This is a genomic window from Promicromonospora sp. NPDC059942 (assembly GCF_042731755.1).
Taxonomy (GTDB): Bacteria; Actinomycetota; Actinomycetes; order Actinomycetales; family Cellulomonadaceae; genus Promicromonospora.
The window spans coordinates 1-12,934 of record NZ_JBHWLR010000028.1; the positions used below are offsets into that span (position 1 = coordinate 1).

At 73.0% G+C, this 12,934-nt stretch carries 14 protein-coding genes; 6 read left to right on the top strand and 8 right to left on the bottom strand.

Translation table 11 applies throughout. The annotated features are described in order from the left end of the window. Positions 1 to 116 precede the first annotated feature (116 nt). Positions 117 to 1,022, bottom strand: coding sequence for an SDR family oxidoreductase (locus ACFV9Q_RS26800; RefSeq protein WP_377236953.1), 906 nt, complete (start codon positions 1,020 to 1,022; stop codon positions 117 to 119). A 91-nt stretch (positions 1,023 to 1,113) separates the two neighbouring features. On the opposite strand from ACFV9Q_RS26800, the gene ACFV9Q_RS26805 reads away from it, so the two are divergent. Then, positions 1,114 to 1,710: a TetR/AcrR family transcriptional regulator gene (locus ACFV9Q_RS26805; RefSeq protein WP_377236954.1), complete on the top strand. Its 597-nt coding sequence runs from the start codon at positions 1,114 to 1,116 to the stop codon at positions 1,708 to 1,710. Between the two features lie 6 nt (positions 1,711 to 1,716). Here the strand turns inward: ACFV9Q_RS26805 and ACFV9Q_RS26810 are convergent, their stop codons facing one another. Beyond that, entirely contained in the window at positions 1,717 to 2,496 is a 780-nt protein-coding gene (locus tag ACFV9Q_RS26810) for an ABC transporter permease (RefSeq protein ID WP_377236955.1), read from the bottom strand. Beyond that, a complete protein-coding gene (locus ACFV9Q_RS26815; protein ID WP_377236956.1) occupies positions 2,493 to 3,257 on the bottom strand; it encodes an ABC transporter ATP-binding protein in 765 nt (254 codons plus the stop codon). The genes ACFV9Q_RS26810 and ACFV9Q_RS26815 overlap by 4 nt, the downstream gene beginning before the upstream one ends. Before the next feature lie 114 nt (positions 3,258 to 3,371). Here ACFV9Q_RS26815 and ACFV9Q_RS26820 point away from each other — a divergent pair, with 114 nt between their 5' ends. After that, positions 3,372 to 4,472: a sensor histidine kinase gene (locus tag ACFV9Q_RS26820; protein ID WP_377236957.1), complete on the top strand. Its 1,101-nt coding sequence runs from the start codon at positions 3,372 to 3,374 to the stop codon at positions 4,470 to 4,472. Next, positions 4,469 to 5,149 carry a response regulator gene (locus ACFV9Q_RS26825; protein WP_377236958.1) on the top strand — a complete coding sequence of 227 codons (681 nt, stop codon included), beginning with the start codon at positions 4,469 to 4,471 and terminating at the stop codon, positions 5,147 to 5,149. The genes ACFV9Q_RS26820 and ACFV9Q_RS26825 overlap by 4 nt, the downstream gene beginning before the upstream one ends. Positions 5,150 to 5,155: 6 nt before the next feature. On the opposite strand, the gene ACFV9Q_RS26830 is transcribed toward ACFV9Q_RS26825, so the two are convergent. Genes ACFV9Q_RS26830 through ACFV9Q_RS26840 form a run of 3 tightly spaced genes read right to left on the bottom strand, consistent with a single transcriptional unit; the run spans position 5,156 to position 8,306 of the window. After that, positions 5,156 to 6,055 carry a carbohydrate ABC transporter permease gene (locus ACFV9Q_RS26830; protein ID WP_377236959.1) on the bottom strand — a complete coding sequence of 300 codons (900 nt, stop codon included), beginning with the start codon at positions 6,053 to 6,055 and terminating at the stop codon, positions 5,156 to 5,158. Beyond that, the gene (locus ACFV9Q_RS26835; RefSeq protein ID WP_377228796.1) at positions 6,052 to 6,981 is read right to left on the bottom strand and encodes a carbohydrate ABC transporter permease; all 930 of its coding nucleotides are present in this window, start codon (positions 6,979 to 6,981) and stop codon (positions 6,052 to 6,054) included. Before ACFV9Q_RS26835 ends, ACFV9Q_RS26830 begins: the two co-directional genes overlap by 4 nt. Next, positions 6,978 to 8,306 (bottom strand): ABC transporter substrate-binding protein, encoded by a 1,329-nt coding sequence (locus ACFV9Q_RS26840; RefSeq protein ID WP_377236960.1) that lies wholly within the window; start codon positions 8,304 to 8,306, stop codon positions 6,978 to 6,980. The genes ACFV9Q_RS26835 and ACFV9Q_RS26840 overlap by 4 nt, the downstream gene beginning before the upstream one ends. Positions 8,307 to 8,433: 127 nt before the next feature. Between ACFV9Q_RS26840 and ACFV9Q_RS26845 the strand changes: the two genes are divergently transcribed. Then, positions 8,434 to 9,969: a family 43 glycosylhydrolase gene (locus ACFV9Q_RS26845; RefSeq protein ID WP_377236961.1), complete on the top strand. Its 1,536-nt coding sequence runs from the start codon at positions 8,434 to 8,436 to the stop codon at positions 9,967 to 9,969. Here the strand turns inward: ACFV9Q_RS26845 and ACFV9Q_RS26850 are convergent. Beyond that, positions 9,928 to 10,944: a LacI family DNA-binding transcriptional regulator gene (locus tag ACFV9Q_RS26850; RefSeq protein WP_377236962.1), complete on the bottom strand. Its 1,017-nt coding sequence runs from the start codon at positions 10,942 to 10,944 to the stop codon at positions 9,928 to 9,930. The two genes, ACFV9Q_RS26845 and ACFV9Q_RS26850, sit on opposite strands and share 42 nt — an antisense overlap. A gap of 133 nt (positions 10,945 to 11,077) precedes the next feature. Between ACFV9Q_RS26850 and ACFV9Q_RS26855 the strand changes: the two genes are divergently transcribed. Together ACFV9Q_RS26855 and ACFV9Q_RS26860 are read left to right on the top strand one after the other, a co-directional pair. Next, positions 11,078 to 11,302: a type II toxin-antitoxin system prevent-host-death family antitoxin gene (locus ACFV9Q_RS26855; protein WP_121385724.1), complete on the top strand. Its 225-nt coding sequence runs from the start codon at positions 11,078 to 11,080 to the stop codon at positions 11,300 to 11,302. After that, entirely contained in the window at positions 11,293 to 11,688 is a 396-nt protein-coding gene (locus ACFV9Q_RS26860) for a type II toxin-antitoxin system VapC family toxin (RefSeq protein WP_377236963.1), read from the top strand. Before ACFV9Q_RS26855 ends, ACFV9Q_RS26860 begins: the two co-directional genes overlap by 10 nt. 16 nt (positions 11,689 to 11,704) lie before the next feature. On the opposite strand, the gene ACFV9Q_RS26865 is transcribed toward ACFV9Q_RS26860, so the two are convergent. Continuing rightward, positions 11,705 to 12,892, bottom strand: coding sequence for an AI-2E family transporter (locus ACFV9Q_RS26865; protein WP_377236964.1), 1,188 nt, complete (start codon positions 12,890 to 12,892; stop codon positions 11,705 to 11,707). Positions 12,893 to 12,934 lie beyond the last annotated feature (42 nt).

Genomic DNA, 12,934 nt, shown 5'->3' on the forward strand with positions numbered 1-12,934 from the left:
AAGAAACCCGGGCCTCAAAGGGGAGGGAGGGGAGAGGTAGGGAGGGAGGGAGGGAGGGAGGGAGGGAGGGAGGGGAGGGTTGGGTTGGCCTCGCGCCCCACGAGCGGACGCCGCCCCTACCGCCCCGACGGCGTCGAGTACGCACCCGCCGCGATGTCCTCGACCAGCGTCGGGCCGGTCGGCGTCCAGCCGAGCAGCTCCTGCGTCGCGGTGCTCGTCGCGGAGCCGTCCAGGCCGAAGAATCCGCCGATCCAGCCGAAGTGCGCCGGGACGTCGTCGGACGCGACCGAGGTGACCGGCAGGTCGAGGAAGGCGCCGATCGCCCCGGCGATCTCGCGGCTCGTGACACCCTCCTCGGCCACGGCGTGCAGCCGTGCGCCGGCCGGCGCCTTGGCCACGGCGAGGGCGACGAGCCGGGCGGCGTCGGAGCGGTGCACGGCGGCCCAGCGGTTGGTGCCCTCTCCCGGGTAGCCGGAGACGCCGTGCCGGCGGGCGACGTCCGAGATCACGGAGATGAAGCCGTGGTCTCCTGCGCCGTGCACCGTGGGCGAGAAGCGCAGGCTCACGACGCGCACGTCGCGGTCGACGTACTCCAGCGCCAGGTTCTCCGCGCCGCCGCGCGGCGAGTCGGGGCCGTAGGACGACGAGGTGTCCGCCTCGGTGGCGGGCCGGCCCTGCGCCAGCCCCGCGGTTCCCGCCGCGAACAGGAACGCCCGGCCCGAGCCGGCGAGGGTGTCGGCGAAGGTCTGCACGGCGGCCCGCTCGGCCGCGTTCGACGCGGCCGGGTTCGCGAAGTCGTGCTTGTTGGCCAGGTGCAGCACCGCCTCGGCGGCGTCGGCGCCCCGGCGGAGGCCGTCGAGGTCGTCCAGGTCGCCGCGCTGCACGCGGACCCCCTTGGCCTCCAGCGCGGCCGCGGACGCGTCGGACCGGGCGAGTGCGGTGACGGCGTGGCCGTCCGCGAGCAGCTCGTCGACGGCGGCCGACCCGATCCAGCCCGATGCTCCGGTGACGAAAACCTGCATGGTGAACCTCCAGTGATGTCAGTGACTGTTGTCAGTCACAGACATCACCATACGCGTGACGTCAGCCCCTGTCATCACCTAGACTGGAGCCATGGTCAGATGGCAGCCCGGGACGAGCGAACGACTGCAGGCCGCTGCACTGGAGCTCTTCGCGAGCCAGGGCTACGAGCAGACGACGGCCGCGGAGATCGCGCAGTCCGTCGGCCTGACCGAACGCACCTTCTTCCGGCACTTCAGCGACAAGCGCGAGGCGCTGTTCCACGGGCAGGAGCTCCTGGTGGAGGCCTTCCTCGCCGGGGTCGCAGCGGCGCCCGACGACGCGGCACCCATGGAGCTGGTCGGCGCGGCGCTGGAGTCGGCGGCGAAGTTCTTCCCCGGCGAGCGGCGCGACCACTCCAGGCTGCGGCAGAGCGTCATCGACCAGAACCCGGCGCTGCAGGAGCGCGAGCGGCACAAGATGTCGGTGCTGGCCACGACGCTCCGCGACGCGCTGCGGACCCGCGGCGTCACGGAGCCGGCGGCCACCCTCGCCGCCGAGTCCGCGGCCACGGTGTTCGGCGTCTCCTTCACGCAGTGGATCGCCCCGGGCGAGACCCGGTCCATCGTGGAGATCGAGCGCGGGGTGCTCGCCGAGCTGCGCGGCCTGACCGCCGTCGCCCCCGCCCCCGCCCCCGCCGCACGGGGCTGACGGCCGTCAGTCCCAGCGGAAGAGCAGCGCGGCGGTCATCGAGCCGACGACGATCGTGACCCCGAGGCTGATCAGGTGCGCCGGCTCGACGGGAGCGCCGACCCAGGACGCGGCGAGCGCCCGCACCGCCGCGCCGAAGGGCAGCCGTTCGCCGACGGCGGCGACCGGCTCGGGCAGCCCGGCGAGCCCGCCGAACATGCCGCCCACGGCGCCCAGCGCGAAGAACCCGACGAGACCGATCGCGACGGCCGAGTTGGGGGTGGGCGCGACGGCGGCCACGATCATCCCGACGGCGTACATCGCCGCCATGGCCAGGACGTACACGCCGACCGCCGTCGCGAGGTGCGCCGGCGGCCGGGCGCCGAACGCGAGGAACGCGACGGCGAGCGCCAGGCCGAGCCCGAGGAGCGCCTGGAGCACGCTGACGACGACCTGGGCGACGAGCACCATGGCGGGTGACGCGGGGGTGACCGAGAGCCGGCGCAGGATGCCGGTGCGGCGGTAGTAGGCGAGAAAGCTCGGCATGTTGATGACGCCGATGGTGGCGAGCACCATGGTCAGCACCAGCGGCAGCACGTACGCCTCCAGCGCGGAGAACCCGTTGACCACGACCTGGTCGCCCGCCGAGGGAGCGCTCGTCAGCAGGATCAGGAGCGGCAGGCCGAGCGGCACGACGAGGCCCGCGGTGTCGCGCGCGACCATCTTGGCCTCGCACACGACGAGGTTCAGCCAGGCCCGCGGGCCGGGCCGGTGGACGGCGATCGTGGTGGTGGCGGGGATGCTCATTCGGCTGCCTCCAGCGGCTTTCCGGTCAGGGCGACGAACGCGTCGTCGAGGGTGTCCGCGCCCGCTCGCGCGGTCAGCTCCCCCGGCGGGCCGACGGCGACCAGCCGGCCGGCGTCGAGCAGGGCGACCCGGTCGCAGAGCCGCTCGACCTCCTCCATGGCGTGGCTGACCAGCACGATCGTCACGCCGTCGGCGCGCAGGCTCTCGACCGTGGCCCACATGCGGCGCCGGGCGCGTGGGTCGAGGCCCGTGGTGAGCTCGTCGAGGATCACGACACGCGGCCGCCCCACCAGCGCGAGGGCGATCGACAGGCGCTGCTGCTGGCCGCCGGACAGCTTCTCGAAGCGCACCCGGCGCTGCTCCGCCAGGCCCACCAGGTCGAGGAGCTCGCCGGCCGGGCGCGGGTCGGGGTAGAAGCCGCGGTAGAGCCCGACCAGCTCGGCCACCGTGAGCGCGCCGTGCAGGTAGGCCTGCTGGAGCTGCACGCCGAGCACCTGTCGCACCCGGGCCCGGTCGCGCCGCGGGTCGAGGCCCAGCACGCGGACGCTCCCCCGGTCCGGCCGGCGCAGCCCCGCGATCATCTCGACCGTGGTGGTCTTGCCCGCGCCGTTGGTGCCGAGGATCCCGAGCACCTCGCCCACGCCGACGCGCAGGCTCAGCCCGTCGACCGCGACCTTGTCGCGGTACCGCTTGCCGAGCTTCTCGGCCTCGATGGCCGGCACGCGCCCGCCGGTGCCGCTCCCGTTCGTGTCGCTGCTCATGTCCGACGACGCTAGGTGGCCGGACCGGGCGCGCACCTGTGCCGTTGGTCAGGGATGTGAACCATGACTTTCGGCACGGGCGGGGTCCGGCGCCCCGATCGTAGGGTGGCTGTCATGCGGCGGCTGGGGACGGAGGAGTGGTCGGGGCTCGCGATGCTCGTGGTCGCGCTGGCCCTGGCCGGGCCGGTGCTGTTCGGGCACGCTGCGACGTCGGTGCCGCGCGCCTGGTGGATCGCGCTGTTCGTCCTCGTGATGGTGACCCTGCTCGGCGCCCTGGTGCGCGAGCGGGCCGACCTGGTGCGGCACGCGCTGTTCGGCACCGCCGTCGTCGCGTCCTGGGCGGTGGTGCTCACCGCGCCGCAGGTCGGGCTCATGCCGGTGCTGCTGGTCGTCATCGCGAGCGTGAGCGTATACGTCGCGCCGCTGCGGGTGGGCTTCGTCGTCGTCGGGCTGAACACCGTGGTGCTGGTCGTGCTCGTGATCCAGCGGGGCGACGGGCTCGCCGACGCCCTCGTCGGCGTCGGCTTCTACCTGCTCATCCAGCTCGCGACGCTGCTGAGCTCGATGACGCTCGTCCGCGAGCAGCGGCTGCGCCGCGAGCTGAGCCAGGCGCACGTCGACCTGCGGGCGGCGTCGGCCCTGCTCACGGAGTCGGCGCGGACGGCGGAGCGGCTGCGGATCTCGCGCGACCTGCACGACCTCATCGGCCACCAGCTCACGGTGCTCACGCTGGAGCTGGAGGCGGCGCGGCACCGGGACGGCGCGCAGGCGCGCGACCACGTGGAGCGGGCGAACCGGGTGGCCCGGGACCTGCTGGCCGACGTCCGGACGACGGTCGGCGAGCTGCGGACGGCGTCGTCGGACCTGACCGAGGCCTTCCGACAGGTGGTGCGCGACCTGCCCGACCTGGACGTGTCGATCGACGTGGGGCCGGACGTGCAGGTGGACGAGGAGCAGACGGCGGCCCTGGTGCGCGCCGTGCAGGAGATCGTCACGAACACGCTGCGCCACGCGGATGCCAGTGCCCTGCGGATCGACGTGGCGGCCGGGCAGGACGGCGTGGTCCTGACCGCGCTGGACGACGGCCGCGGGTTCCGCGAGCTGGTGCCCGGGAACGGGCTGCGCGGCCTGGCCGAACGGTTCGAGGCCCTGGGCGGCGGCGTCGAGTTCGACGGCGCCGCCGGCTTCCGGGTCACGGCGCGGGTGCCGACGTGAGCGCGGGTGTCGACGTGAGCGGGGGTGCCGACGCGACCCGCGTCGTCATCGTCGACGACCAGACCCTGGTGCGGCACGGCATCCGGGCGCTGCTGGAGATCGCCTGCGTCGACGTGGTGGGCGAGGCCGACGACGGCGCGGCCGCGCTGGAGGTGATCGCCGCGACCCGGCCGGACGTGATCCTGCTGGACCTGCGCATGCCCCGCCACGACGGCCTCTGGACGCTGGCCCGGCTGCGCGAGCAGGGCAGCGACGTCCCCGTGCTGGTGCTCACCACGTTCGACGACGACACGCTCGTGCTGGACGCCCTGCGCTCCGGCGCGCGCGGGTACCTGCTCAAGGACGTGACGGTCGAGCAGCTCACGCGGGCCGTGCACGCCCTGGCCGGCGGCGGGACGCTCGTGGCGCCGTCGATCACGGACCGGATGCTGCGCGCGATCCGCGCCGTGCCGCCGGCGAACGGCGCCGAGGCGGTGCCGGCGCAGCGGCTGACCGACCGCGAGCTCGAGGTGCTGCGGCTGATGGCCGAGGGGTACACCAACCGCGAGATCTCCGGCGCGCTGTCCCTGGTCGAGGGCACGGTCAAGAACCACGTCTCGACCATCCTGCTCAAGCTCTCGGCCAGGGACCGCACCAACGCCGTGCTGCGGGCCCTGCACCTGGGCGTGCTCGGTTGACGCCCGCTATCCCTTGAGCCCGCCGGCCAGCAGGTCCGCCCGCCAGAACCGCTGGAGCAGCAGCACCATCAGGATCAGCGGGATGACGGAGACGGCCGACCCTGCGATCACGAGCGGGTAGAGGTCGGAGTCCCCGGCGCCCTTCGACAGGAACGAGTACAGCCCCAGGGTGATGGGGTACAGCCGCTGGTCGGAGAGCATGATGAACGGCAGCAGGAAGTTGTTCCAGATGCCCACGAACTGCAGCAGGAACACCGTGACCAGGCCCTGGGCCATCATCGGCAGCACGATCGTGGTGAAGATCCGCGCCTCGTTCGCGCCGTCGAGCCGGGCCGCCTCCAGCGTGTCGGTCGGGACGGCCGCCTGCGCGAACACCCGGCACAGGAAGATCCCGAACGGGTTGATGATCGACGGCAGCAGGACCGACCACATCGTCCCGGCCAGGCCGAGCTGCGCCAGCAGCAGGTACTGCGGGATCGCCAGCACGATGCCCGGCACCAGGACGCCCGCGAGGATCGCGGCGAACAGCGTGTTGCTCCCCCGGAACCGGAACTTGGCCAGCGCGTAGCCCGCCATCGCCGACACGACGGTCGAGGCGACCGCGCCGACCCCCGCGTACACGATGCTGTTGACGCCCCACTGCCAGAACACCCCGCCGCCGTAGGTGGCAAGGTTGACGAGGTTGTCTGCGAGGCCGGTGCCGGGCAGGAAGGAGAAGCTGGTGAACAGCTCGCGGGGCGACTTGGAGGCCGCCACCACCACCCAGGCCACGGGGACCAGGCAGTAGAGCGCGCCCACGAGCAGGACGATCGTGGCGGCCGGGGCGAACGTCTTCCGACGTCGGGCAGCGGTGCCGGGCTCGGTGCGGGACGCCGTCGGACGCCGCGTGGCCGTGCTGGTGCTCATGAGGCGTCTCCGAACGTTCGGCGCTGGAAGAAGCGCAGGATGACCAGCGAGACGACGAGGGTGCCGACCGCGAGGAGCACGGACGCCGCGGCGGCGCCGCCCAGGTTGTCGTTGCCGAACGCCTCCTGGTAGATCGCCATGAGCGGCACCCAGGTGGACGAGATCGTGCTCGCCAGCGGGCGCAGCGTGGCGGGCTCGCTGTAGAGCTGCACCGTGCCGATCACCGAGAACAGGCCGGTCAGCACGAGCGCCGGCGAGACGAGCGGGATCTTGATGCGCCACGCGATGGCCCATTCGTTAGCACCGTCGATCCGCGCCGCCTCGTAGATCTCCTGCGGGATGGCCCGCAAGGAGGTGTAGATGATGATCATGTTGAAGCCGACCCCCGACCACAGCGCGATGTTCGCGAGCGCGAAGTACAGGGTGGGGTAGGCGAAGAAGTCGAGGTTGCTGCCGCCGAGCTCCCGCGCGACGTAGCTGACCGGGCTGGTGCTGGGCAGGTAGAGGAACCCCCACAGCAGGCTCGCGATCACGCCGGGCACGGCGTACGGGATGAAGATCGCCGTCCGCGAGAAGCTCGTCAGCCGCGCCCGCGGGGTGTCGAGCAGGATCGCGAACAGCAGGGCCAGGCCGAGCACGCTCGGGACGGCGATCGCGCCGTAGACGAGCGACCGGCCGAACCCCGCGAGCAGCTCGGGGTTCGTGAGCGCCGCGACGTAGTTCTCGAGCCCGACGAACCCCTCGGTGCGCCGGCCGAACGCTCCCGCGCCCTCCAGGCGGAGCCCGCGGAAGCTCAGGTACAGCGCGTACCCGATCGGGACGAGCAGGAAGCAGACGAACAGGACGATAGCCGGGGCCGCGAACAGCCAGGGGGTCAGCTCGCGGCCCCGGCTCCCGCGCCTGCGGACTGGTGCGACGGCGGTCATGGGTTCTCGACGGTGTACCCGGACTTCTCCAGGTCCGCGACGACGGCCGTCTGGGTGGCGCCGTACACGTCGCGGAACGACGTGCCGCCCAGCGCCGCCTCGTTCAGGGCGTCGCCGAAGGCGTTGGTGGCGACGTTGACGTTCGGCCCCCACACGACCGGGATGGTCGTGTCGTCGATGACCTGGTCGGCCACCTCGTAGAAGTCCTTCTGCTGCGGCATGAGCTTCGGCGGGTCGTTCGAGAGCGTCGCCTCGCGGCCCGCGTTGCCGCCCGGGTACAGGTCGAGCGTGAGCAGGAGTTTCGAGCCCTCGTCGGACGCGCCGAGCCAGGCGGCGAACTTCGCGGCCTCCTCGGCGTGCTCGGACTTCTCGGGCACGAGGTAGGTGGAGCCGCCGAGGAACGGCACGGACGCGTCACCCGGCGTCCACTGCGGCAGCGGGATCGAGGCCCACTTGCCCGCGGTGTCGGGCGCCACCGAGTAGATGACGCTCGGCGCCCAGGCGGCGGCCGCCCAGCTCAGGATCTTGCCGTCGTTGACCTTGGCGTTCCACTCCGGCGTGAGCAGCGGCTCGACCGACAGCAGGTCGCGCTCGACGAGGTCCTGCCAGTAGTCGGCGGTCTCCAGCGAGGCGTCGCCGTCGATGCCGACCGACCACGCGTCGCCGTCGGTGCCCCACCACTGCGCTCCGGCCTGGGCCGCCTGCGCCGCGAAGAACTCGAGCTGGGTCGCCGAGAAGCTGGCCAGGTACACGTCGGGGTCGGCGGCGTGGATCTTCTCGGCGGCCTCCGCGTACTCCGCCCACGTGGCGGGCGGCTCGACGCCGTACTTCTCGAACAGGTCCGTGCGATAGGTGAGCATCATCGGCCCGATGTCCTGCGGAACGCCGTAGACCTGGTCGCCGAGGGTGCTGAGCGCCCAGATGTTGTCGGCCACGGCGTCACGGTTCGGGGCGACGTCCTCGGTGATGTCCCGGACCACGCCCGCGGTCACCAGCGACGGCAGCGCCCGGTACTCGACCTGCACGACGTCGGGCGCCTCGTCGGCGCGGTCGGCCGCCAGCAGCTTCGACGACGTCTCGGGCGTGCCGCCCACCTCGGAGAGCTTGATCGTGACGCCGGGGTTCTCGGCCTCGTACTGGTCGACGATCGCCTGGGCGGCGGGGTCGGCCTCCTTCAGCGACCAGGTCCAGAACTCCAGGGTGACCGGGCCGTCCGCGGCCGGTTCCCCGGCGCAGCCGGCCAGGCCGAGGCTCATGGCGACCACGGCGGCGCCGAGGCCGAGAGCGCGGCGGGTGCGCCTGGACTCACTGCTGTGTGTGCTCATCGCACATCTCCTTCGATGTGTTCCGGCCGGCCCCGGCGGCTCGTCGCGGGGTCCTCGGGAAGTGCCCCTATGCTGATGGCAACGTTGCCATTTCGTCAAGCGCGACCCCTCGCGCAAAGGAGCGCACATGCGTCTGGTCCCCAATCCCGTACTGCCCGGCTGCCACCCCGACCCCTCGGTGTGCCGCGTCGGCGAGGACTACTTCATGGTGACCTCGACCTTCGCCTACCACCCCGGCATCCCGGTGCACCACAGCCGTGACCTGGTCACCTGGGACCTGGTCGGGCACGTGCTGGCCGGCGCGAGCTGGCTCCCGCTGGACGGCAGCCAGGTGGCGGACGGCGTCTGGGCGCCCACGATCCGCCACCACGACGGGGTGTTCTACGTGGTGTTCACGATCGCCCGCGACCGGCAGGGCTCCACCACGTACCTGACCACGGCGTCCGACGCCGCCGGGCCGTGGCGCGTCCCCATACCGCTGGAGGCCGACGGGATCGACCCGTCGCTGTTCTTCGACCGCGACGGCCGGGCCTGGTTCACCGCCGCGCGCGACGCGACGGCGGACGACGCCTCCGGGCCCGGCGAGATCTGGCTGCGGGAGCTCGACCTCTCGGCACTGAGGCTGGTCGGGCCGGAACACGTGCTCTGGCACGGCGCGGTGACGGGGCAGTGGGTCGAGGCCCCGCACCTCTACGAGCGCGACGGCCGCTACCACCTCGTGGGCGCGGAGGGCGGCACCGAGCGCAACCACGCGGTCACCAGCGCGACCGCCGACCACGTGACCGGCCCGTACCGGACGGACCCGCGCAGTCCCCTGCTCACCCACCGTCACCTCGGCGCCGGCGAGGCCGTGCAGAACGTGGGCCACGCCGACCTCGTCGAGACACCCGACGGCGAGGCCTGGGCGCTGGTGCTCGGCGTCCGGCCCGTGGCGCAGCACCACACGCTGGGCCGCGAGGTGCTGCTCGTCCCCGTCGAGTGGGACGAGCACGGGCCGGTCCTCGCGCCCGGCTCGGGCCGGGTCCAGGGCGTCCGGCCGGGACTGCCGGTCACGACGGACCGCCCGGCCGACTGGCTGTCGCTGCGCGGCCCGGTGGCGGCCGACGTCGACGCCGCGGGCGAGGCGGTCACCCTGCACCCGCGGCCCGTCCCGCTCTCGGCGCGCGAGGTCCCCGCGTTCCTCGCCCGGCGCCAGGACATGCACGCCTTCGAGCTCGCGGCCGTGGTGGACACCGCCCTGATCGGGGCGCACGACGCCGGGGTGGTCGCCTTCCAGGACGAGGGCACGTTCCTCGCGGCGCGGGTCCGCCGCGGGCCCGGCGGGTGCGTGGCCCGGGTGTCGGGCCGCCTCAACGGCGAGCCGGTCACCGGACCGGAGATGCCGGTCGCCCGGGACGTCACGCTGCGGATCCGGTCGGACGGGGAGACCTACGAGTTCCGGTGCGCGCAGGGCGCCGGGGAGCAGGGCGCCGAGGAGCGGGTCCTGGCGGCCTTCCCGCACACCGTGCTCAGCACCGAGACGGCGGGCGGCTTCACCGGCGTCCTGCTCGGACTCGTCAACGAGGGCCCCGCGAGCGCCGCCCCGCTGACCTTCCGCGGCGTCCGGTACGGCGTGCCGGCGTCAGCCGCCGACGGCGCGGGTGCTGGCGCGCACCACGAGTGACGGCGGGAGGAGGTGGTGGCGGGCGTCGCCGCCGCCGATCAGGTCGAGGAGCACCTCGATCGAGAGGCGGCCCAGGGTGACGAAGTCCTGCCGGACGGTCGTCAGGGCGGGCACGAGATAGTCGGCGCCGGCCATGTCGTCGAAGCCGACGAGCGACACGTCATCGGGGACGGAGAGGCCGCGGGCGGCCAGGGCCGAGAGCACGCCGAGCGCCATCTGGTCGTTCCCGCTGAAGATCGCCGTCGGCAGGCGGCCGGCGTCGATCAGCTCGGTGGTAAGCGCGTGCCCGCTGCGCGCATGGAAGTCGCCGTGCAGCAGGCGCGGCTCCTCGATGCCCGCGCGGCGGAGCTCGGCGCGCCAGCCGTCGACGCGCGCGCGGGCGTCGAAGGTCTCCATGCGACCGCTCAGGTGGACGATGTCGCGGTGGCCGAGGTCGAGCAGGTGGCGGGTGGCGAGGCGGGCGCCCTCCTCCTGGTCGAGCTCGACCGACCCGATCGCGGGGTTGGCCACGTTGCCGGACATGACCACGGAGATCGGCACGCGGGTCACGGTCCGGTCGAGCGCCTCGAGCGCGACGGGCCGGTCCGCGATGACCGCAACTCCCGCGGCGCCCTGGCCGACGAGCCGGCCGAGGCACTGCTCGAGCTGTTCGTGGGTGCCGCCCTGCCAGCTCGCGAGGCTGACCCAGTGGCCGGCCTCCTTGGCGGCCTGCTCGATGCCGAGGAGCACGCGGGGCAGCTCGAACAGCTCCGAGCCGGCGAGGACGACGCCGAGCATCGTGGACCGGCCGCTCTTGAGCATCCGGGCGCTGTCGTTGCGCCGGTAGCCGAGCTCCTCGATGACACGCAGGACGCGCTCGCGGGTCTCGGGCCGCACGGTCGGCTCGTCGTTCACGACCCGGCTCACGGTGATGTGGGCGACGCCGGCGGCACGCGCGACGTCGACCATGGTCGGCGGCCGTCTGCCCTGCGCCATCCTCGCCCCTGTTCTCCTCGGCCCTTCGCGGGGATCCTATCGGTCGGAGCGGCCATGATCGCGGCACGCAAACGACGGGGGAATCTGGTCTGGTCAGCTTGACCAGACCAGATTCGCCCGCGACCATGGTCCTATGACCGTCGTGAACGTCCAGGAAGCAAAGACCCACCTCTCCCGGCTGATCTCGCGCGCTCAGCACGGCGAAGAGGTGGTTGTCGCGCGGTCCGGAAAGCCCGCGGTCCGCCTGATCCCTGTGGAGCCTGTGGCTGAGCGCACGTTCGGCACCGTGCCGCTCTCGATCCCGGACGGGTTCTTCTTCGACCCGCTCGACGAGGAGGAGCTCGCCGCATGGGAGTGACCTATCTTCTCGACACCCATGCGTTCGTGTGGCTGCTCTCCTCGCCCGATCGGCTCGCCGAGCCACTGCGCACGGAACTCGGATCCACGGCGAACCGGCTCCTGGTCTCGGCGGTCTCCGCGATGGAGGTCGCGACCAAGGTGCGCCTCGGCAAGCTCGACGCGGCCGCCACTCTGGTCAGCACGTGGGAACGGCGGGTCGACGACCTCGACGCCGAGCTGCTGGACCTGACCACTGCGCACGCTCTGCACGCCGGATCGATGCCCTGGGCCCATCGGGACCCCTTCGATCGGCTGCTCGCTGCGCAGGCGATCGTGGAGAACGTGGTCCTGGTGACCACCGACGCCGCGTTCAGCACGCTCCCCGGGATCCGCACCGCCTGGTAGGCACGCTCCGCCGGGCCTAACGCATCTCCTGGTACGGGATCACCACGCGCTTGATGACCAGCAGGCACGCCGCCGCGACCGGTACCGCGACGAGGGCCCCGAGGATGCCGCCGAGCGCCGCGCCCGCGAGGGCCGCGACGATCACCAGGACGCCGGGCATCGACACGGCCCGGCTCATCACGCGCGGGGACAGGACGTACGCCTCGACCTGCATGTAGACCAGCAGGCACGCGCCGACGACGATCGCCGCGACGGGGCTCACCGTGAGCGTCGCGAGCGTCACGAGGATGGATCCGATGACCGTGCCCACGACGGGGATCAGGGCCGCGACGAACGCGATGACGGCGAGCAGGATCGGCGCCGGGCTGCCCGCGAACAGGGTGAGCACCAGCGTGAACGTGGCGTTGATGGTGGCCAGGATGAGCTGCCCGGAGACGTACCGGCCCACGGAGTCGAGCACCTCGTCCAGGAGCGACCCGGTCATGTCCCGCCGGGAGCGCGGCACGAGCCGCAGGACGGCGGCGACCATGGTCGGCAGCGTCAGGGCGAAGTAGATGGTCAGGGCCGTGACGATGATGACCGCCGTGACGCCGTTGATCAGCCCGGTGCCGACCTGCAGCACACCGCCGGCGATCGCCGAGAGCTGCCGCGGGTCGCTGAGCAGGTCGGTCACCGAGGACAGCAGCCCGTTCAGGTCGAGGGCGCCGAGGTTGCTGGTCGCCCAGGCGTACCAGGCCTGGTCGGGCAGGGTGCGTAACAGGTCCACGAGCTGGGTACCGAAGCTGCTGACCTGCGGGACGGCGACCGGCAGCACCGCCACGACGACCAGCGCGATCACCACCAGCGACCCGACGACCATCACGGTCGCCGCCACCCAGCGGGGCAGCCCCCGGTCGGTCAGGGCCTCGGTGCCGGGCTCCAGGGCCAGCGCCAGGAACAGTGCGAGCCCGACGTAGACGAGCACCGTCGCCACCGCGGACAGCGCGCCGAGCACCGCGAGGCCCGCGCCGACCCCGAGCGTGGCGAGCATCGCGTAACCGAACGGGTTGGCCGGCAGGCCCACGGCGGCACGGCCCCGGCCCCCGGGCCGCCCGCCGGCGATCCGCGCCGGGCGCGCGGGCGCCGCCGGGCCGAAGCCCGCGTCGAGGTCCCGCCCCCTGGGCAGGCGTGGCGGGGTGCCGGGGCGGTGCAGCAGGCGGGCCATGACGCTCCATCTCGATCCCGGATGTCCGCGGTGAACATCCGG